Below are 21,971 nucleotides of genomic sequence, written 5' to 3' on the forward strand. Positions count from 1 at the left end.
TCTGAGGTGACGTCTGCACCCTGGAAATCGAGTGAAATTTTGCGTCCTTTGACTCTTGTGCCAGGAAGTTCGAGCTGATCCTCGATGAAGGATTCGGCTCTCCGAAAGTGGGTGAGGCCTCAAGATCCTTGAATGCACTCGGAGAATCTATATCCAATGAACTCCTGGGCATAAGAGAAGAGAATGTAATGGAGACAAAAAATTCTCTCGAAGGCATTAATCAACGCGCGGAGAATTTCTGGAAACTCGGACTCATCATTTTTGGTGTTTCACTATTTTTCTCCGTGGGGCTGGCACTATTTCTCGTTCGTTTTTCGATCCTGAAACCCCTATTAAACCGCTGCGTTCATCTGGATAGCCTAACGGACGACATCAAAAAAGCGGCGGACTATTTTAAATCTGCAAGCCTAGCCATCACCAATGGTGCGGCACAATCTGCGGGACATATTGAGGACAGTTCCAGCGCCCTTACTGAAATGGCAAGTCTTACAGAATCCAATGCCGACCGAGCGCAAAACACGAAGAAGATCGCCGAGAGTGCACGGGACTCAGCCGACAAAGGCACACAATCTATGGAGGAACTGTCAAAAGCTATGTCTGCCATTTTAGACTCCAGCGAGGACATATCTAAAATCGTAGGGTCCATAGATGAATTAGCATTTCAGACCAACATACTGGCCCTGAACGCAGCAATTGAAGCCGCAAGCGCAGGTGAGGCGGGTGCTGGTTTTGCCGTTGTCGCCGAGGAGGTACGTAGCCTTGCACAACGTTCAGCCGAAGCCGCCCAAAACACAGCGGGTCTGGTCAAGGAAGCCATCACACGGAGTGCCGAAGGCTCAGATATCACTGAACAAGTTGGTGAAAAATTTGAAGCAATCGTGGGCGCCGTGCACACCGTGGATTTGGAAATCGCGCAAATAACACTGGCGTGCCAAGAGCAGACCCTAGGGATCAGTCAAATCTCCAATGGCCTCAACCAACTGGAAGCGATGACCCAGGAGCATAGCAAGCTCTCTCAAAAAACAAGCGACGGAGCGCGATCATTGAACAACATGACCGGGGACCTTTCAGAGATATCGACTGCATTTAACACACTCGCCAAAGGAGGTAAGAAATAAGTCGATAGAATACGGTTTAAATGAGACCGCTAGTCTCGGCTGGCAGCATACGATTTGAGTATCGCATCCAAGACTCGGGCCGCGTTGTCCTGAGCTAGCTCAGCAAATTCAAATATCTCGTTTTGACCCTCCTGGCCGCCAGCCAAGTCGCTGATTGAGCGAACAATTAAGCACGGAACACCGTTGGAATAGGCGACATGAGCAATAGCGGAGGATTCCATGTCGAGCACGTCAGCCTCCCACGTTTCCCAAAGATACTCACGGTATTCCCGGTTATCCATGAACACTGGGCCTGCCACACCGACTCCACCGATCCGAAGCGTCGCCGGAGCACCCGTGGCATTGATGAGCTCACTCCCCTCTAGAGCACTTACACTCAAGTCGATCAGGGTCTGAGCAACAGGAATTTTGTATTTACGCTCAAGGCCTTCGGTGTCCTTTTTCACCATCGATACGCGGCCCGGAAAAAAGCTGCCGAAATTCGGTTGGTCGGGAGCGGCACGCCAGCCCGGCACGATATACTCTCCTGCTTCCTCACTAGACGGATTATACATAGACCCCTGCATGTGGTGCACCCAATCCAAAGGAATGGTCACGTCACCCTTTTTTAGGTCGGGATTAATCCCTCCCGCGATGCCAGCGAAGAAAATCGCCTCGATATCGAAATTAGAGAGGAGCAGCTGAGTATGCATCGCAGCATTCGTCATACTCACCTGAGTGATGAAAAATACCGCCGGCATTCCATGCACTTTTCCTAGACCAAACTCAGTGCCATTGATAACACGCACCTCATCGATGACTTCAGTTTCAAAGACCTTACGAATGCTCTCCATTTCGCCAGGAAAGGCAGCCATGATGGCAATCCGAGATTCGGCCTGCACGAGAATCAGAGTCGTTATAAGAGTAAAGACGATTAAGAGGATTTTTGAGAAAGAATGCATGGTTACGTTTGATAAAAGACACTTCATCGAACAAAGGAAAGCTAGAGAATCAACAGTATGGCTTGAAACCTGTCGCATTTGAGGGTGTTGAGCAATGGAGACATACTAACCCACAGCATGAAGAATCTGATCACCACCCTGGCCCTAATCACGAGTTCTCTACTTTCTATCCCTGCCCATGCAGTCATAGAGGTTCAAGCCACCCAACTTTCCCAGGTCCTTGGAACGGGAAAGCTCGAAGGGGCCGTTTCGGACACAGCCGGAAACTTCTACTTCTGTAATATGAACACCGAGGGGCTCGAAATTAAGAAAAATGGCACTATTGGAGTCATCCCCGCCGGCGAGAGCGAAGCACAACTTTTCCTGACTCTCCCTGAAGGCATTCGTGGCAACGGGCTGCGCATCGGACCAGACGGAAATCTCTACATGGCAGACCAACTCGGAGGAAACCTCGTTCGCATCAACATCGAAACAAAGGCGGTCGATGTCCTCTGGCATATCGGTATCGATAATCCCAAATGGAACCAAAGCGCCAACGACGTAGCAATCACGCCTGACGGCAAACATCTTTACGTAAGCTGCGTCCGCGAAGGGGTGTATCGCATGAATTTAGATGGCTCCGACGCAACCAAAGTCCTCGACAAAAACGCTAACGGTATCGAAGTAAGTCCAGACGGCACACGCCTGATCATCTCAAGCGGCATCTACTCCATCGAGGAAGACGGCACCCTCAAGAGCACCGGCATCAAACTCCAGCTACCCAAAGAAGGCTACCGTTACACAGACGGACTCCGCTGTGATGTCGAAGGAAACATCTACGTATCGCGAGCGGCAGCAAAAGGGGGAACGGCGGCAGTCCATGTATTCGACCCCGAAGGTAACCACATCAAAAACATCAAGGTCGATTTCCGAGCAGTCCATAACATCTGCTTCGGCGGCCCAGACGGCAAAACCCTCTTTCTTGTGTGTCCCGGAAAAAAAGGATTCATCGCCAGCTATCAAAATGACATCCCTGGAAGAAATCTAGCCGACCTCGCTCGCTGGGGCCTATAAAACTGATCGGTCCATTGTAAAAATCCATGGGGGGGGCGCTCCCGAGGGCTTCTTGACCTCAGAGGCCTAGATTAGAGCCTTCCAAAGAGTGAGCCCCGCCCAGGCTTATTTTAGACCTAAATTGCCAAGCTGGGGCTTGGCGTTACTAAGAATGAGGTATTTCTGCCTAGATAGCCTCTCGTTTGACCGATTGGTGTCGAGCTGAGCGAGCCTCAGATGCGTGATTTGTATTTGTCCGCTAAATGCCGGGAATTCATGCCAATGTTTTTTTATTCTGTATTTCTGTTGCTCCGTTAAAGGCCCCTGACGTGCGAGGTCTATTGAATGAAATCGACAGGCTTCGGGAAACTTTGACGTGTCTGTATTTTTTATCCCGTCCCTTTATTTAATTTTATTTATTTCTCGGGGACCAGGCTGAGGGGGTACTTGTCTGGGTTAGAGAAAATCACTAAGAAACCGTCTACGCCCAACGTAGATATCATGAGCGCTCGTCACCCAATCAAAAAGAACACCATGCCTCATGATGACTCTACCACCCCATCCGATACGTGGCTCCAGGCCACTGCCCGCCAATTGGCACCCCACCTCGAGCGCTATGCCGACAGCGTGTCCAGTTCCCGGGAACTCGCACGCGATGCCGTTCAGGACACATTTCGAAAACTGGCTGCCCTACCCCGTAAAGAACGCCCAGATCCTCCGAAGCCTTGGTTATTTCGCGTCTGTAGAAATAGACTCATCGACCTCCAAAGAAGGGAGCGTCGTTCCGTGCCCATAGAAGAAGCCACCCTCGAAACGACTCCGGCTGACATACCGACTCCACAAGAAACTTCCGAGCGGAGCGATCTACATAGCCAGGTGATACGCAGCATCGAAAATCTACCCGCAGCCCAACGCGAAGTGGTGCGACTCAAATTCCAAAACGAGCTGAGTTACAAAGAAATCTCTGAGATCACCCAGCACAGCGTCTCTTACATCGGCGTGCTCCTCCACAGCGCCATGAAAACCCTCCGCCAACACATGGCACAATACCGCTAACCCTTTCCCCATTCATCCGATGAAAGCATCCTTTCCACCCCTCACCCCAGACGATCCCCGCCTCACTACCTACGCCCTCGGCGAGATCGATGATCCTGCCGAGCGAACCTTCATCGAGGGCGCACTCGACGAGAAGCCTGAACTTAAACAAATCGTTGAGGAAACATGCCTTGCCGAACAGACGCTCACGAGAGCCCTGGCACAAGAAGCCCTGCCAAAGATAGAAGCCCTTCCTGAGCTCGACGGCAAAGAAGCAAAGCCAGCCATTCCTTTTCCATCAAGACCCATGCTGGCAGCAGCTGCATCGGTCGCGCTGGTGTTGGGGCTTGGGTTGATTTCAGCTTTTGTCTTAAAGCAACCCACGGAAACCGACACTGACCTCTACAGTGTGATCGAGTTATCGGATTCAATTCCTCAGAAAATACACAGCCCCGAAATAGCTCAGAGCTTTGAATTTGAGGCCGCTCCATTACCTGTGACTTTTGGACGCTCGATGCAAGCGAGTCGACCACGCGGTTCAGCAACTAGCTCCGCAGCGTTTTTCACTGCCGCTCAAGAAATTTTAGTGGATTTTGAGCCTTCCAGCACAGAATCCTACGATCCCATTGAAGACACGGGCTTCCAGTCCGTTCTCGAGGCTCCGCGATCCACTTTTTCGGTGGATGTCGACACGGCAAGCTACGCAAATGTTCGTCGCTTTATTCAAACCAGTCAGCGCCCTCCAGCCGACGCGGTACGCGTGGAAGAATTGATCAACCGCTTCGACTATGCCTATCCCGTGCCTAAAGCAGACGCAGAACATCCCTTCAGCACGACCGTGCAGGCCGCTTCCGCACCATGGGCTCCCGAGCATGCCCTCGTGCGCATTGGTCTGCAGGGTCATGATATCCCTTGGGAAGCGCGCCCGGCATCAAACCTGGTTTTCCTCATGGATGTCTCTGGCTCGATGAATCAGCCCAACAAGCTCCCCTTAGTAAAGAAGACCTTAGACATCCTTGTCCGGCGGATGTCAGGGCAAGACAGAATCGCTGTCGTCGTTTATGCTGGAAATTCAGGCATAGCCCTGCCCTCCACTACAGCGGATAACCACGAGACGATCATGCATGCTATCCAACAGCTGCAGCCCGGAGGCTCAACTAATGGAAACGCAGGTATCGAGCTCGCCTATGAAATCGCTCAACAGCATTTTATTAAAGGCGGCAACAACCGGGTAATTCTATGCACCGATGGCGATTTCAATGTCGGCATCTCCGATCGCGGTAGTCTAAAGACAGTCATCGAAGAGAAAGCTCAGGGTGGTGTATTCCTCTCCGTGTTGGGATTCGGTATGGGTAATTACAAAGACGACATGCTCGAGTTGCTCAGCAATTCCGGCAATGGCACGTATGCCTATATCGACAGCGAAAAAGAGGCCCGCCGCGTCTTCCTTCAAGACCTCACCGGTTCTCTCTTCACCATCGCAAAGGACGTCAAAATCCAAGTAGAATTCAACCCAACACAAGTCCAAGCCTATCGGCTTATCGGCTATGAAAACCGGCGCCTGGCTGATGAAGACTTTAATAATGATAAGAAAGATGCCGGTGACATCGGTGCAGGCAACAGTGTGACAGCGCTCTATGAAGTCGTCCCCCATGGCGTCGAACTCACGGATCGCGTCAAAGCGGCGTTCGATATCGACCCACTCAAATATACGGTACTCACTGAGTCGCAGACAGACTCCTTACAAGAGTGGCTCACGGTGAAGCTCCGCTACAAACAACCGGATGGAGACACATCTCGACTTTTGTCGACAGCGCTAAGACCCAGCGGGGAGCTGGCATCCATCGCCGAGTCTGACGAGGACTTCCGTTGGGCTACTGCTGTGGCCATGTTTGGAGAAAAACTACGCGGCAACGCTGCCAGCCAACAAGTCGCTTGGGCTGATATCGAATCACTCGCGCAAAGCGCCCAAGGTCGAGATCCATACGGGGATCGTACTGAGTTCCTACAATTGATTCGGACAGTCCAGCAGCTTTAACCCGAATTATGCAATAGAATCGCGGCAACTGAGGCTGCTATGGAGCTGTGAGCATGCGTCCAATTATAGCCAAACAAAGGGTCGTCTCAGCGAGACGACCCTTCCTGCAAAACCTTTGCGCACCTGGATTGAACAGTCGCGTCGTGTTTTCAAATTCCACGCTTTTCCGCGTCTTCCGCGGCTATTTTAGAGCGTGCTGCATCATCTGAATTAAAGTTGAAGACTGGCCTAATTATTTTCCCCTACCTGCGCCTTGTGAACCGGCCGAAAGCTATCGACCAGGTATGAGCTAACCCCGACCACAATGCCCGCGTCGGCAATGTTAAAGACCGGCCAGTGGTATTCGACAACGGGGATGATCACCAAAATAAAGTCCGTCACATACCCTTGCCACACACGGTCGATCACATTTCCGATAATCCCGCCCACGATGAGGCCGAACACCAGCTGAATAAAGGGGCGGTGCATCTCAAGCTGCCTGCGAAATACTACGATTGCTCCAACAGCCAATACTGCCAATACCACAAAGAACCCGCCAAATCCTTCAAACATCCCCCATGCCGCCCCATAATTGCCAACATGAACAAAGTGAAACCGGCCGGGTAAAAGATCGATAGACTCCGGCCCGATATAACTCTCAAAGGGTATAGCCCGACGCACCCATGCCTTGCTGAGCTGGTCGAAAAGCAGCCAAAACCAAGCGAGCCCAAACACCAAGGCGTAGGAACGCGCTCTATCCTGGATCGAGCGCGGTGCGCTACTCGTCTCCGTCATCGGAGGAGGCAAGGATAGGCGCATCCTCGTCTTCGTCGGTAAAGACATTACCGCGATCTACCGTGTGACGGCGCATACGCTCGTGCTGGGCCTGCCCCTCTAAGGAATAGCGGGTAAATGGCACTGCCTCGAGGCGCTCCTTGCTGATCTCTTCTCCTGTGATCTCGCAGACGCCGTAAGTCTCATCGAAAATCCGTTCAATAGCGTCTTCGATTTCGTTCAATGCCTCCTGTTCTGAGGAGACAAGGCTCAGGGCGAGGTCGCGGTCAAACGTCTCCGTTCCCGCGTCAGCTTGGTGCTGTCCATAGCCAGAAAGATCACCCGAATCGTCGCGTGAAGAACGGTGTAGTGTCTCTTCAGTGTGGTAGGATATACCTTCCCGCAGCTCGTCACGCATGCGGATAAGCAGGGTGTGGTATTTCTTAAACTTGGCAGGCACCTTGCGCTCTGCAGGGACGGCCTTCTCCATCGCTTGTTTCGGTGCAGCAGCGATGCCCAAGATATCGGCCATCGACGCCGCTTGAAACGAACGCTTCTCTTGAACCTCTGGGATGGGGGTTGGCGTCACGACTTTTTTCTTCGCAGCGCGCTTGCGTGCCTTCTTTTTAGCGGGAGCCTCTACGACGACATCCTCCACCTTGCGCTCTTTCAGGATTTTGAGTGCGTCCTCAGGGGTAAATACAATGGCAGTCTGCTTCTTGGGCTTCACCTTGAAAACCGCAGGTGTGTCCTTGCTTTTGCGCGTGTGCTTAACGGGTAGCTTATCCGAAGCCTGGGCTTGTTTTGCCTTGGCGGTAGATTTTTTCGCAGCGGTTTTCTTCTTAGCTGCTGTTTTTTTCGCCACTGTCTTTCGAGTCGTCTTTTTAGGGGCCATTTGAGTGCAAATTTATGTCGGTTGAGCTGAGTTTGAGTTTAGGGGGTTTCCTGTGATCAGGCGTTCTGAATATCGGCAAGTGCCTGGGCACTTTGGCTGGAAACGGCTCCCCATACGTCAGTTTCGACAAGCTCGGGAACCCATTTCCAACTCCTTGGACAGCGCACCCAGCCCGTCACCTCGGCGGCCTGTGCCGTCACCTCCAAAGAACCCGCTTCAGGCGTAGTTTCGACTTCGACAGAAGAGACGATAAAGAGTTCAGCAAGAAACTCAGAAGATATTGCGGAGAGCACAGCAGCCATCGGGTGGCCATCTGAGATGCGGATTTTCACGCGAGCGTCAAGGGATTGGCCAATTTTTTTATCCTGCCGCAATCCTTCAAGGACGTCATTGACCTGCTCCTGCTTGAATCCAAGCACCTCATTCAGCCGTTTATACGGCTCGGGGTGTTCAAAATAGTCTCCGAGTGCCGGCCAGTGTCGCAAAGCGATTGCGTCTTCTACGAAGTCTTGATCCTCTTTGAAATAGGACCAGGCTTCGTCGGTCGTAAAGGGTAACATCGGCGAGAGCACCGTCACCAAGGTTTCAAAGATCTGATGCAATGCTGTCTGCGATGAGCGTCGCTCGGGTGACGCAGGAGACCAAGTATAGAGCCGGTCTTTGAGGATATCATGATACGTCGCTGACAACGTAATACTCACAAAGTTTGCAATCAGCTGGTAAGCTCTGTGGAATTCGTAGCGCTCATAGGCCACCTCAACATCCTTTACCAATAAACCGGTGTGGTGTAAGGCCCAGGCATCCAGTGGAGTCAGCGCATCAGGCGCAACCGCATCTTTACCCCAATCGAAATCATAGAGATTCCCGATCAAGAAGCGGAAAGTGTTACGCAGTGTGCGATACGTATTGCCGACATTTTTAATAAGCTTGTCTGAGACGGGGATATCCCCACGGAAGTCCTGCGAGCAGATCCACAGGCGCACCACATCTGCCCCAAACTTCTTAATGTAAGCATCCGAAGTCTGGGGTTTGGTTTTAGTGCCGTCAGATTTTGAGATCTTAGAGCCATCTTCGTTGACGATGTAACCATGCGTAACGAGTTGCTTAAACGGGGCATCTCCATGGGTAAAAATGCCAAACCATAGCGAAGACTGAAACCAGCCTCGGTGTTGATCGCTGCCTTCTAGGTATAAATCCGCAGGGCGACGCAAGTCCGGATGCTTCGCAAGCACGCCATGTTGCGAACACGCGGAATCTATCCAGACGTCGAGTGTGTCACGGCCCGGTTTTAACTCAGATGCAGCCGGCCAGTCTTCGGGAAGATCGACACCTAAAAGTATGTCTTCAGCGCTCTGTTCAAACCAGATTTGTGAGCCCTCTTTACGCACCTTCTCAGCCACAGCGCGCACGACCTTGGCATCGATATAGGCTTCCCCATCGGCATCGTAGAAGGCGGGAATCGGCACACCCCATGAGCGCTGTCGAGAGATGCACCAGTCTGGCCGCGTCTCGACCGCCGCGCCGATACGCTTGATCCCCCAATCGGGAATAAAATCGACCCTTTCTAACGCACCCAATGCCTTTTGACGCATGCCGTCTTTATCGAGTGCGATAAACCATTGGTCCATAGCTCGAAAAATAACCGGTGTCTTCGAGCGCCAGCAGTGTGGATACTGATGCTTGTAGGGGCTGAGCGAAAGCAGGCTACCATTATTCTCTATGATCTGCAGCACTCCCTTATTAGCAGGGGCACGGCCTTTGACCTCGAGCGTGCTGAGTCCCACGAGCTCTGTCGGGACCTTTCCGTCGTCGACGTAGCACGCGTTATCATCAAGTGGACAATAGACTTCAAAACCATGTTTAAGGCCGGTTAGATAGTCATCCAAACCATGCCCTGGAGCAGTATGCACCAATCCAGTGCCACTGTCGGTTGTGACATAATCCGCAAGCACGAGAGGGCTCTCACGGTCGATAAAAGGGTGTTGGCAGATGAGACCTTCCAACTCCGAGCCCTTCAAAACCCTTTCGCCGATCGTAGCATTTTCGAGCTTCGCCGCTTCGATCAGGCTTTCAGCAAGGCTTTTAGCCACGAGGTAACGATCTCCATCGGCAGTAACGATGACATACTCGATATTTGGACCGGCAGCGACAGCGAGGTTAGCTGGCAGGGTCCATGGAGTCGTAGTCCAGATTACAGTGTAAAGTCCGCTAGTCTCACCGATCTTGTCCGGGTTATTGACAGCAAAACGCACATAGATCGAGGGGCTCGTCTTCTCCTTATATTCGATCTCAGCCTCGGCCAAAGCCGTTTTGCAGGGAATGGACCAATACACCGGTTTCTTGCTGCGGTATATTAGGTCTTGCTCAACGACATGTGCGAATGCGATGAGCTCTTCAGCCTCGTAGTCAGGCTCGATGGTCCAATATTGCTGCTTCCAGTCTGCCCATACGCCCAGACGGCGAAATTGGTCACGCATGACGTCCAGAAATTTACTAGCAAAGTCTGCACATGCCTTGCGGACTTCGGCCGGCTCTAGCTTGTCATCACCCTTTTGCCGAAGCTCGGTCATGACTTTGTGCTCAATCGGGAGGCCATGAGAGTCCCAGCCGGGAACGTTCGGGCAAACAAAACCTTTGAGTCGCTTATAGCGCAGAATGCTATCCTTCAGCGTTTTGTTCAACGCCGTGCCGATATGCACATCTCCATTGGTGAATGGCGGCCCATCATGCATGATAAATAGCTCACCCGCTCGCGCCTGATCGCGCTCTATAATGCACTCATACACCTGAGTTTTCTCCCAATGCTCGATGCGTTTGGGTTCGCGCTCAACGAGGTTGCCCCGCATCGGAAACGATGTTTTGGGCAAATTGAGGGTATCTTTCAGGTCCTGAATCATAACGGATTTACGCTGCGGCCGTGCGGCGAAGCGCGTAAAAATGCGTGCTCACTCAACCGAGTCAAGCGAGGGCTAAGGCGACTCAAAATTATCGGCGCGCATTAACGAGTTCCTGAGCAACCAATTCGAGCACTTTGCTCCAGGCTTCTGCCGTGGCAACGGGTCCCGTATCAGATACGAAAGTCGTGGACGAGAACGCGCCTTTTACCACACCCGTTTCTTCGATCCAATGGTAGTCCAACCAAACTTCAAGTGCACCATTCTCCAAACGAGCCTCTAAAATGTTCACACTACAGGCTACAGATTCCTCCGCGTTGCTCCCAAGCAATGCCCGGACGTTTAGGTCAAGCACCCGTTCCACGCCTTTGCCAAAGGGCTCAACCCAGCGATCAAAATCAGAGATCACCACTGTGGGCCCTTCGGGCAGCGCGAGCTTCTTGTGATCGACCGTGTCTGGAACTGTGACTGCGACAATCGACTCAGGAAAAAGTGTCACGCCCGGAGTCAGCAAACGAGCTTCCAGTCGATAATATCCCACGCGGTCCGGTTGAGCCTGGAATGTGGAACATCCGACAATCATGAGAGTGATCAGAGCAAAAATAACGGTGCGTATCATGGCAGATCTGGAGTACTTCGACCCGAAATAAAAGCATTGGGATTGCGTTCGAGATAAGCTGACAAGTCCTCGAGGCTTTGCGCGGCATTGCGGACGTCTTGGAGGGTAGCTTCCAAGCCACGCACAAGGGATGAATTCGGGTCAGCAGTTTCGTTTACAGTCTCGATCATCCGCTGAGCAGCGTCCAAGGTCGCGTTAAAACTCATTAAGCTGGCGTTCAGATTTTCCAAGATATCCGGGAGCCTCTTATCAGCACTTTCGGCGAAAGATTGGAAAGAAGCTAGCGTGCCTTGGATTTGCACAATCAGTTTTTCCATTCGTTGCGGCTCAAGCACCTGATTAAAGCGCTCAAGCGCTGTGTCTACTTGCTTCGAAAGTTGTGCAATATTTACCTCTTCTATGCGCTGCCCAGCGATGAAAACGAGACGATTGAGATTACTCCCTAGCGTATCGAAATCAATATCGCCAATCCGCGCAATGGCCTCGGTAGCGCTTCTTGCGATTTCTTGTAATTGAGAGGGAATTGTGGGGATCTCGGGGATCCTCTGCATATTTTGATGGTAGGTGAACGGTTCGTCAGGATTCGTATAATCAAGCTCAACAAAAAAGAGGCCTGTAATCAGGCTCTCAGTATTGAGACGGGCACGTAGGCCTTGCCGCACCTGCTGCGCGATAATCTCCTCATTGCTTACATCAACCGGCGAGCCCAGGTCACTGCTGATGTGCTGATTGTCTAACTCAATAATTACCGGGATTGCGTCCGAAGTCTCCAACTGATCGGGCACGCGGATTCGAATCTCGTCGACGCGCCCCACAGGCACCCCCTTAAACTTTACCCAAGCTCCCTTCTCCAGTCCGTTCACCGACTCCTCAAAAAAGAGCACAAAACGAGGATTTTCCTGAAGCATCTTTGCCAGGCCGAAAAACACCAAGCCACCGGCCAAAATCAGAAACGCACCCACGACAAACAATCCAATGGTGACTGGGTTAGCGCGCTTACTCATACGTACAGAAAACAAAGCGTCGCTGGCAGACTGACAACCCTTTAAATTCGAAGATCTCAGTCAGCTTTCACCTTCCAAATGCCTATCCCCGTCAAGGGTCCTTAGATGCGTTCAAATCATCGAACTGCTCCATATGGACAGCAGAACCGACCTCACCACGTCGCTTTCTCCAACGTCCCAAGAGGCCTCTATGCGGACTCAATACCCAAGCCAGAATAAAGACAAACAAAGCGACTACCACCATCGCACCAGCAATACTACAGCCCAGGAAAAGAGCCAAATGTAGCCCACCTATCGCATAGATACCACCCAGCAGTGTTGCACCGAAAAGCACACGCGGTAGGCGGTCCGACAACAACATCATCGTACTGCCTGGAAAGATCAGCATGGCAATAACAAGGATCGCACCCACCGCCGAGAAAGCACTGACGACGACGACCGCCAAAACAGCCATGAGTGTGAAATGAATACTGCGCACCGGCATGCCGAGCGACTGGCCCAGAGTCGCATCGAACGAAGTCACCAACAACTCCTTATAAAAGAGCACCGTCATCCCCAGCACTCCCAAAGCGACCCAGCCCATTTGTAAAACAGGGTATGGAACGAATACGCCCGCTACTTCCCAAGCATCTTCGAAAGGCACAAACTCCAGCGCCCCGTAGAGGACGTGATTGACGTCCAAGTGCACATTACCCGCAAATACTGTGATCAAAATTACGCCCAGAGCGAACAGGCTCGCAAACACGATTCCCAAAGCCGCGTCCGCTTTCACGCGAGAGTTTTGATGGATCAGTTCGATCAGGACAGTCGTCAGCATCCCCGCGACTGCAGCACCGATCAGCATCACGGGCCCCTCCAAAGATCCGGTGATCAAAAACGCCACGACCAAGCCGGGCAGGACCGAGTGACTGATGGCATCGCCGACCAAAGCCATACGACGCAAAATCAAAAAACTCCCTACCACCCCACAGGTGGCAGACATCAACCAACCCATCAGCCAGATCCAAACATACTCGCCGAACCCATCGACCCACGGATCGACAAAAACACCGTGCCAGGAAAACTCAGGTATCAGGCTCTCCATCTAAAAGTCTCCCCGATAAGTGGAGCCCTGCATGACTTCCTGGGATCGATAGAGGCTGTCCATATCGGACATGCTCGGTATCAGCTTACCGTGAGGATCGCGGCGCGGATGGTTCAGCCGGCGCTCAAGCGCACGGACCGTATCCTCTCCTAAGATGTGCTCTATACGGTCCGCATCATCATGCACGTGGTCAGACTGATAGTCGGCAGCGTGGGTAAGGTAGAGCTCCCAGAGCCGGTGGTTCCGGACGATTTGGCAAGCACGCAGCGCTCCTTCGGCAGTGAGCACCAAACGCCTGTCTGCTAACAAGGCCCCCTGCTGCGCAGTCTGGGCAGGATTATAAAATGCCAGCCGCGCCGAGATAAGCGCACGCGCCCGTCGTGCGACATCAATCAGATCCTCATTTCGATGTTTGGATAGCTCCCCCAGCGTTACATCGGGAGAGTGGAATTCGGTTTTCTCACGCACCTGATAAATAGAGCGGAGGAGGTTTTCATCACGAATGCGCCCACTCCGCCGCCTGCGACGGGCTACGCGTGGCAACCACCCATATTTAGGGGAAAGCAGGAAGGAGCAGATGAAGATTACAGCAGCAACGACCACCATAAAAGGCCCCGTCGGCAGGTCATTTTTCAAAAAACTGAAAAAACCACCCAGCACCGCACTGACGACACCCACCGCACAAGATATCACCAACATCCGGACAAAATTATCGGTCAACAAGTAGGCGCAGGCGGGGGGAATGATTAATAGGGCAGACACGAGCAACACACCCGCAGCTTTGAGCGATACCACGATTCCGAAAGTCAGTAACACATAAAGCGCATACTCCACCCAGCGGATCGGTAAGCCAATCGACCCAGCAAATCCCGAGTCGAAACTCGATACCAACAACTCCTTATAGGATAAAAACACGAAGACTAGGGACAACACAGTCACGACCACGATAGTAGCGACATCGACTTCGCCCAGTGCCGCAGCTTGACCAAAGAGAAAGTCATTGAGCCCCGTTTTTTCCGCAGTGGGCAAACGCTGGATCATCGTCAGCATGCAAATCCCCACGGCGTAAAATCCAGACAACACCATACCGAGGGCCGCATCTTCTTTAAGATGGGTCGTTTTACGGATCGCATTGACCATCAGGATCCCGAGAAATCCAGCGATTATGGCCCCCGTGAACATCGCCGTGAGGTCCTTAGTCTGATTCCAGAGAAACCCAGCCGCAATTCCCGGCAAAACGGCATGGGACAACGTATCGCCCAAAAGCGCCATTTTGCGCACGACAATAAACGCACCCATCAGGCCACAGCATATGCCCATGCACACGGTTCCCAAGAGAACAATGCGGACCGAGGGGTCTTGCAGAGTCCAAAAACGCAGAGCCTGTTCAGCGAGCGAAGTTTCGACGAGTTCACCGATACGCGCAGCATCTAAGGGGACGAGCACGACTAAAAAAACTAGCCCGAGGAGCAAGCGACGCATCAAGACTCCCTCTTCGCGTCAAGCGCATCTTGAGCAGCCACCCCGGATAGGATCGATAAACGCCCTCCGTAAGTTTTCTGCAATATCTCATATTGATACACATCCTGAGTCTGCCCATACGCCACCATGCGCATATTCAGCAGAACGAGCATATCAAAATACTCGCGCGCGGTAGCAAGGTCATGGTGGACGACCAAAATCGTTTTTCCAGCATCCTTCAGCTCTCGAAGAATCGTCATAATCGCCGCTTCAGTCGTCGCATCCACGCCAGTAAACGGCTCATCCATAAAATACAGATCACTCTCTTGCGCCAGCGCGCGCGCTAGAAACACACGCTGTTGTTGACCACCAGAGAGGTTTGAAATCTGACGATCACGAAAGGGCAACATATTCACTTTTTCGAGACAGAGCTCTGCCACACGATGGTCCTCGTCACTCGGGCGCTGGAAAAACTTAAGACGCCCGTAGCGCCCCATCAACACCACATCTTTAACAGTAACCGGAAAGTCCCAATCCACCGACTCGCGTTGAGGAACGTATCCGACACGACGCACTGCCTTCTTGTAGGGCTGGCCAAAGATTTTCACCCAGCCGCTGCTCGCTGGGATCATTCCCATGATCGTTTTTATCAACGTCGACTTACCGGCGCCGTTAGGACCGAGAATACCCACCAGTTGACCCGCAGGAATTTCGAGATCTACCCCATACAGCACCGGCTTTTTGTGATAGGCCACGGTAAGGTCGTGGACTTCCAGAGGCATTGTTTCTGCCGCTACCATCAGTTAATCGTCACGCCCAGGACAAAAGTTTCCACATTGTAGACCAGCATCCCTTGCCAGGTACCGATGTCATATTCTTCTTCATCGGCTTCTACCAAAACACCCGGAGTTCCCAGAGAATCCGATAACAACTCGCCTCCTACATAGACTCCACTATCCACGCTGACGCGTTCGATTGCAGCAGGCGACACACTCGATTCTATAAAGATGGCTGGAACGTTTCGCTCTTTGATGAGCTGCACCATACCCGAGATATCTGCCAAGCCCGCCTCAGCAGCTGTAGAAATTCCCTGAATTCCGATAACCTCCAGACCATAGCGTCGTCCCAGATAGCTAAACGCATCGTGACTGGTAACCAGAATACGCTGATTATCCGGAAGCGAGCCGAGTTCATGCGCAGCCCAAACATCAAGAAGATGCATCTCGGTCTTTAGAGCTTGGCCTCGTTCGGTGAATGCCTCCCTAGCACTTGGATCCAATTCGCTCAACAGAGCTACAACACGGTCCACCGCAAGACTCCACAGTTCCGCGTCAAACCAGACATGGGGATCAAACTGACCCTCGTATTCTGAAGACGGCAGCAAGCGTTCTTCCGGGATCGCCTCGGTCACCGCGACGACCTCGATTCCTCGGCGACCCATACGCTCAAACAGATCCCCCAAAAAACCCTCGAGGTTCAAGCCGTGATACACGATGGCGTCTGCACCACTCAACTTGCGCACATCTGGAGCGCTTGGCTTGTAGAGATGTGGATCTACACCGGGTGCCATTAGGGCATCTACCACCACACGGTCCCCTCCTATCTGGGTGACGAGATCTGCCACATGAGTCGTTGTCGCTGTTATCTTAATCTTACCCTGAAGCGAGACCACAGCTACTGTGAGACATACAATTAGCGTAGTAATTTTCATTTTTCTTAAAGAATATTTTGAATAATCAAAATGTTTAAAAAGCAATTCCCAAAGAATGAAGCATCAATTTTGTCCAGATTCAGAGACTAATCCTCAACACGCACACCCACGAAACGGTAAGACTGGCCATCCCAGACGTAGAGGCGATTCACGCCATCGATGATCTGGGCCTCAGCAGTTTCTAGAGAAGTGATCGTCTCACCATTCCACTCTAGCACAATATTCCCAGGTGAGAGCTTACCCCCGTAATCGCCAATAGGATCGACCTCGAGGACCTCAAGCCCGCCGACAAATCCAACGACTCCCAGTTCAGTCAATGCCTCAGCATCGACTGCCTTAAAGCTCACCCCCTCGAGCAATTCGACCTCGGGCTCCTCAGCCGGGGCGACAAATCCACCGCCCTGTCGCATCCGAGCCAGCGCCTCATCGAGGTTAGCTAGATTGACTTCTACATCGAAGGTCTCGTCTTCTCGGAAGACTTTAAAAATAACAGGAGTGCCAGGCGGATAGAACGAAATTTTCAATCTCAGGTCTGCAGCGTTTTCAACAATCTGGCCGCCTACCTCGAGGATGATATCGCCGCGCTCAAGGCCAGCTTCGAGAGCAGGAGAATCCTCGGTCACCCGCGTGATGACCGCTCCTTGCGCACTATCCAGACCAAACGATTCCGCCAAAACCGGATCCAAGTCGTCAGGCTGCACACCAAGAAATCCACGGCTCACCTCCCCATCATCAATCAAATTTTCCGCTATACGCAGTCCCAGCGAAATCGGAATGGCAAAACCGATCCCTATGTTTCCACCGGATCCCGAAAGAATAGCCGTATTGATCCCGATGAGACGGCCATGAGCGTCAACGAGCGCTCCGCCAGAGTTACCCATATTGATCGAGGCGTCCGTCTGAATAAAATCCTCGTATCCACCAAAACCGAGAATGCGTAGATCACTGCGCCCCGTCGCAGAAATGATACCGTGAGTCACAGTAAGACCGACATTCAAAGGGTTTCCGATGGCGAATACCACATCACCCACCCGTAGATCATCAGAGCGATTGATCGTCGCATAAGGCAAGGCGTCTGCCTCGATTTTCAGGACCGCTATATCAGTTCGGCTGTCAGCACCAACGATCTCAGCGATGAAAGTGCGCCCATCCGTCAAGAGTACTTCTACCTCGTCGACCGGCTCGCCGGAGTCATTGGTCACCACATGGTTATTGGTGATGATATAACCATCGCGCGATAAAATGACTCCCGACCCAGCGCCCCCCGGGCGGCGACGTTCTTCAGGCGCTTCATCAGGCTCAGCGTTTTGTTCAGAGTCATCATCCGGCAGTCCGTAGAAGCGACGAAGAAACTCTTCGACCTGGGATTGACCGTCAGCGTCCGCACGCACAGCAACGATCTCGGTAGTCGTTATTCCCACGACCGCAGGCGTGATGCGCTCGAGGGTAGGCGCATAGCTCAAAATCGGCATAGACTGTTCCCGATCAAGCGGTTGATTATCCTCCTCTAAAAGAAGCTCACCCCAAAGAGAGCCGCTCAGAAAAGAAAACAGCGCACAAAATACCTTCCAGTTTCGCATATCAGACATCAACGGATAAAATTCATCGAATGCAACTATCGCACCGATTAAAGAAAGGAAACACCGTGAATCGGGCTTTGTTCGTTTCAACCTTGACGGCCAAAACCGGCCAACGTTTTAAACGAGCGCCCTACTGAGCCTTTACCGACCCAGATTCCATAAAATGAGTTACAAACTCTACATTCCAGGCCCTATCGAGGTATCCGACAAAACTTACGCAGCGATGACTACGCCCGTCTTCGGTCATCGCAGCACAGATTTCGTGGGGCTATATCAATCGATACAACCGAGCCTTCAGAAACTGTTTTACACGAGGGACCCTGTATTCATCAGCACAAGTAGCGCCTGGGGAATTATGGAAGGCGCACTCCGTAACCTGTGCCAAAAGAAAGTGCTCAACTGCATGAGCGGAGCCTTCTCTGACAAATGGTATGATGTATCCAAACGCATGGGGTTAGAAGCCGACGCACTCGAATTTGAATGGGGAACACCGGTAAATCCTGAAGCCATTCGTGCCCGTCTCAGCACAGGCGAATACGACGTCATTACCCTTGTCCATAACGAAACCTCTACTGGCGTCATGAGTCCGATTGAGGCAATCATGGACGTCATCCGCGAGTTTCCGGATGTCATCTCGGTCGTTGATACCGTCAGCTCCTTCTCTGCCGTTAAAATCGACAAAGATGCATTGGGCATTGATGTCATGCTGCTCGGCACACAAAAGGCCCTAGCTCTCCCTCCTGGCATGGCCCTGTTCTCAGTTTCTGATCGCGCAATGGACCGAGCGGAAGCGACACCGGGTCGCGGCTATTATTTTGATTTTATCGAGTTTAAGAAAAACCATGCAAAAGGCATGACCCCAAGCACACCGGTCATTCCCCTCATGTTCGCCTTAAAGTCTAAGCTCGAAGACATTGAAGCAGAAGGCCTCGAAGCTCGGTATGCACGCCACGCGCACCTCAACGCAATGGTGCACGAATGGGTGCGAAAACATGACTTCGAATTTTTTGCTACGCCTTACGAAGTTGCATCCAAGACACTCACCTGCGTGAAGAATAACCGCGAACTCAACCTACCCGTATTCATCGCCACTCTCAAAGACCGCTACAATTGCGTCATCGACGGCGGTTACGGGAAAATCAAAGGCAAAACGTTCCGCATCTCCAACATGGGAGATGAAACTGAAGACTCCATGGCCACCCTATTGAGTCAGCTTGACACTTTAATTAACGAAGGCATCGGCCTCAAATAAAAGCTCAGCGTTCTATCCCCCAAAAATGAAGAAACTTGTCATCGCGGAAAAACCCTCCGTCGCCACCGACCTCGCCCGCGTGCTGGGCAAAGTGCCCAAAAAGGGAGACTACTTTGAGAATGATGAGTTGGTGATCGCGTCCGCTGTGGGCCATGTCGTCGGCCTATGCATGCCCGAAGACATCGATAAAAAACGCTATGGATTCTGGCGACTCAGCGAACTGCCGATCATCCCTGACAAGTTTGATTTGAAACCGGATGAAAAGAACGCCGATCAATTCAAGCTACTTCAGAAACTAATCAAGCGGAAGGACATCACAGAGATCATCAACGCCTGTGATGCCGGCCGTGAAGGGGAGCTCATTTTCCGCTACATCGTCGAACTGAGTAAGACCAAGAAGCCGACACAGCGCATGTGGATGGTGTCAATGACCCCAGAAGGCATACGCGAAGCTTGGGGCAAACTGCGCACCGAAGCCATGATGGATCCGCTCTCTGATGCCGCGCATTCACGTTCAGAATCAGATTGGCTCATCGGCATCAATGGCACGCGCGCCATCACCAAGCGTATGTATGGGCGTGCACGCAACGTCGCAACTGTCGGACGCGTGCAAACACCTACCCTCGCGATGGTATGGGAGCGCGAACAAGCTATCAAAGCCTTCAAACCCACACCCTTCTGGCGCATTCACGGCACTTTTTCGATCGCCGAAGGCCAATACACCGGACTTCTCCAGCGCTCCAACTACGACAAAAAAAAGGCTACCGAGCATGATCGACCGGACAGATTTTGGGAGAAACCAGAAGCCGAGCGCCTTCTAGATCTGATACAAAACGCGCCACTCGCCACGGTTACAGACACCAAGAAACGCACCCGCCAATCCGCCCCACGCCTCTACGATCTTACAACCTTGCAGCGCGAAGCAAATAGTCGCTATGGCTTCCCCGCCGGAAAAACACTTCGCGTAGCTCAAGCCCTCTACGAGCGACATAAGATGATCACGTATCCGCGGACTGATAGCAAATCACTACCCGAGGATTACGCGAACAACTGCTACCAAGCACTGCGCAACCTCGCAGCGCCCCTAAATGCCTTTGCCGAGAAAGTAATCGCAAAAAACTGGATCAACCCAAAGAACAAGCGTATTTTCAACAATGCTGGGGTTTCGGATCACTTCGCAATCATCCCCACCGATGCCAACCCCAAGAAACTGAGTGATGATGAGATCAAAGTGTTCGACATGATCGCTCGGCGCTTCATCGCAGCCTTCTACCCGATGGCGGAATTCGATGTCACCACCCGCCTCTCCGTCGTCGACCCAGACCATACTTTTAAGATTGAAGGCAAAGTCCTCGTCGTTCCCGGTTATTTAGAAGTATACGGCAAACAAACCGATGACGACACACTCCCTGCTCTTACCGACGCTGACGGCAATCCAGCCCAGGCCAAAATACTAGAGGCAGAACTTGAAGACGATGCTACCCGGCCTCCACCGCGCTATACTGAGGCCACCCTACTCGCGGCAATGGAAGGCGCAGGTAAACTCGTAGAAGACGAAGATCTCGCCGATGCCATGAAAGGCAAAGGCCTTGGCACTCCAGCAACGCGCGCCTCCATCATCGATCACCTCGCCTACGAAAAATATATCGAGCGCCTCGGTCGAGACCTCGCTCCTACCGCCAAAGCAGATGACGTCATGGCGTTCTTGCAAGCAGTCCGTGCCGATGTCCTCACCAGTCCCACGTTAACCGGCGAATGGGAGTATAAGCTACACCAGGTCGAGGAAGGAACACTCTCGCGCGACGATTTTATGAAGGCTATCGTCGAACTGACCAAAGAGATCGTAGAACGGACCAAAAATTTCGACGAAGTAGACGACGAGCTCCCGCTGTCGAACATTGTTTCTCCGACCGACGGCCAGCCCATGCGCGAAGCACTCCGCGCATGGAAGTCTCAAGATGGCGAAGTGAGCATCTTCAAAACCATCGGTAATCGCAAGATGCAGCCAAATGAGATCCAAGAACTCCTCCAAAATGGTAAAGTAGGGCCACTCGACAACTTCCGGAGTAAGATGGGCAAACCCTATTCAGCTATGCTCAAATTTGAGGACAATAAAGTCGCCCTCGATTTTGGCGGAGGCGACGAAGGAGAAGAGGGTGACATCGGCGACCTGAGTCAATACCCGGTCGTCGGCACCGACCCAGTAACCGGCGGTAAAGTCCACGCAGCCCCCAACGCCTATATTTCTGAAAATTACGAGAAAGGTGGCAAAAACAACGCCCTGCGGATCAACCGTACCATGCTTGGCCTCACGCTCCCGGAAGATCAAATAAGCAAACTTTTGAGCGAGAAAAAGACCGACCTCATCAAAGGTTTCCGTTCCAACCGCACCAAACGCCTCTTCGACGCCCATCTCTTACTAAAGGACGATAACAAAATCGGTTTCGATTTTCCACCCCGTCCCCCGCGCAAGAAAAAAGCCGCGAAAAAGAAACGCAGCTGATCGGTCAGCCAGTCGCCTGAACTGAAAAATCATGGGGCCGTGGCGCTCTGT

At 52.2% G+C, this 21,971-nt stretch carries 17 protein-coding genes; 6 read left to right on the forward strand and 11 right to left on the reverse strand.

The window, feature by feature from the left end; all coding sequences use genetic code 11:
• Positions 1-188: 188 nt before the first annotated feature.
• On the forward strand, positions 189-1,118 hold the full coding sequence (locus tag HRU10_07680) for a hypothetical protein (protein ID NRA27112.1): 930 nt from the start codon (positions 189-191) through the stop codon (positions 1,116-1,118).
• A 29-nt stretch (positions 1,119-1,147) separates the two neighbouring features.
• Here HRU10_07680 and HRU10_07685 read toward each other — a convergent pair whose 3' ends face one another.
• Positions 1,148-2,059 (reverse strand): 5'-methylthioadenosine/S-adenosylhomocysteine nucleosidase, encoded by a 912-nt coding sequence (locus HRU10_07685; protein NRA27113.1) that lies wholly within the window; start codon positions 2,057-2,059, stop codon positions 1,148-1,150.
• Positions 2,060-2,176: 117 nt separating this feature from the next.
• Between HRU10_07685 and HRU10_07690 the strand changes: the two genes are divergently transcribed.
• The 3 genes from HRU10_07690 (at position 2,177) to HRU10_07700 (ending at position 6,164) form a co-directional block, all read left to right on the forward strand.
• Positions 2,177-3,112 carry an SMP-30/gluconolactonase/LRE family protein gene (locus HRU10_07690; protein NRA27114.1) on the forward strand — a complete coding sequence of 312 codons (936 nt, stop codon included), beginning with the start codon at positions 2,177-2,179 and terminating at the stop codon, positions 3,110-3,112.
• Between the two features lie 480 nt (positions 3,113-3,592).
• Positions 3,593-4,147 (forward strand): sigma-70 family RNA polymerase sigma factor, encoded by a 555-nt coding sequence (locus HRU10_07695; GenBank protein NRA27115.1) that lies wholly within the window; start codon positions 3,593-3,595, stop codon positions 4,145-4,147.
• A 19-nt stretch (positions 4,148-4,166) separates the two neighbouring features.
• Positions 4,167-6,164 (forward strand): VWA domain-containing protein, encoded by a 1,998-nt coding sequence (locus HRU10_07700; protein ID NRA27116.1) that lies wholly within the window; start codon positions 4,167-4,169, stop codon positions 6,162-6,164.
• Positions 6,165-6,392: 228 nt separating this feature from the next.
• Here HRU10_07700 and lspA read toward each other — a convergent pair whose 3' ends face one another.
• From lspA to HRU10_07750, 10 genes are all read right to left on the reverse strand, one after another.
• Positions 6,393-6,962 (reverse strand): signal peptidase II, encoded by a 570-nt coding sequence (lspA, locus tag HRU10_07705; GenBank protein ID NRA27117.1) that lies wholly within the window; start codon positions 6,960-6,962, stop codon positions 6,393-6,395.
• Positions 6,922-7,812, reverse strand: a complete 891-nt coding sequence (locus tag HRU10_07710) for a TraR/DksA C4-type zinc finger protein (protein NRA27118.1) — start codon at positions 7,810-7,812, stop codon at positions 6,922-6,924. Before HRU10_07710 ends, lspA begins: the two co-directional genes overlap by 41 nt.
• Before the next feature lie 56 nt (positions 7,813-7,868).
• Positions 7,869-10,709, reverse strand: a complete 2,841-nt coding sequence (gene ileS / locus HRU10_07715) for an isoleucine--tRNA ligase (GenBank protein NRA27119.1) — start codon at positions 10,707-10,709, stop codon at positions 7,869-7,871.
• An 88-nt stretch (positions 10,710-10,797) separates the two neighbouring features.
• Positions 10,798-11,325 carry a membrane integrity-associated transporter subunit PqiC gene (locus tag HRU10_07720; protein ID NRA27120.1) on the reverse strand — a complete coding sequence of 176 codons (528 nt, stop codon included), beginning with the start codon at positions 11,323-11,325 and terminating at the stop codon, positions 10,798-10,800.
• Complete coding sequence (locus tag HRU10_07725; GenBank protein NRA27121.1) at positions 11,322-12,329, reverse strand: MCE family protein; 1,008 nt, start codon at positions 12,327-12,329, stop codon at positions 11,322-11,324. Before HRU10_07725 ends, HRU10_07720 begins: the two co-directional genes overlap by 4 nt.
• 91 nt (positions 12,330-12,420) lie before the next feature.
• Complete coding sequence (locus HRU10_07730; GenBank protein NRA27122.1) at positions 12,421-13,413, reverse strand: metal ABC transporter permease; 993 nt, start codon at positions 13,411-13,413, stop codon at positions 12,421-12,423.
• Positions 13,414-14,895: a metal ABC transporter permease gene (locus HRU10_07735; GenBank protein ID NRA27123.1), complete on the reverse strand. Its 1,482-nt coding sequence runs from the start codon at positions 14,893-14,895 to the stop codon at positions 13,414-13,416. It lies immediately after the preceding gene.
• Complete coding sequence (locus HRU10_07740) at positions 14,895-15,656, reverse strand: metal ABC transporter ATP-binding protein (protein ID NRA27124.1); 762 nt, start codon at positions 15,654-15,656, stop codon at positions 14,895-14,897. The genes HRU10_07735 and HRU10_07740 overlap by 1 nt, the downstream gene beginning before the upstream one ends.
• Before the next feature lie 17 nt (positions 15,657-15,673).
• Positions 15,674-16,585: a zinc ABC transporter substrate-binding protein gene (locus HRU10_07745; protein NRA27125.1), complete on the reverse strand. Its 912-nt coding sequence runs from the start codon at positions 16,583-16,585 to the stop codon at positions 15,674-15,676.
• Positions 16,586-16,671: 86 nt separating this feature from the next.
• Positions 16,672-18,165, reverse strand: coding sequence for a trypsin-like peptidase domain-containing protein (locus tag HRU10_07750; GenBank protein ID NRA27126.1), 1,494 nt, complete (start codon positions 18,163-18,165; stop codon positions 16,672-16,674).
• Between the two features lie 163 nt (positions 18,166-18,328).
• Between HRU10_07750 and HRU10_07755 the strand changes: the two genes are divergently transcribed.
• Both HRU10_07755 and topB read left to right on the forward strand, forming a co-directional pair.
• Entirely contained in the window at positions 18,329-19,417 is a 1,089-nt protein-coding gene (locus HRU10_07755) for an alanine--glyoxylate aminotransferase family protein (GenBank protein ID NRA27127.1), read from the forward strand.
• 25 nt (positions 19,418-19,442) lie between these two features.
• Positions 19,443-21,920, forward strand: coding sequence for a DNA topoisomerase III (topB, locus tag HRU10_07760; protein ID NRA27128.1), 2,478 nt, complete (start codon positions 19,443-19,445; stop codon positions 21,918-21,920).
• The last annotated feature ends 51 nt before the right edge of the window (positions 21,921-21,971 follow it).

Source organism: Opitutales bacterium (assembly GCA_013215165.1).
Taxonomy (GTDB): Bacteria; Verrucomicrobiota; Verrucomicrobiia; order Opitutales; family JABSRG01; genus JABSRG01.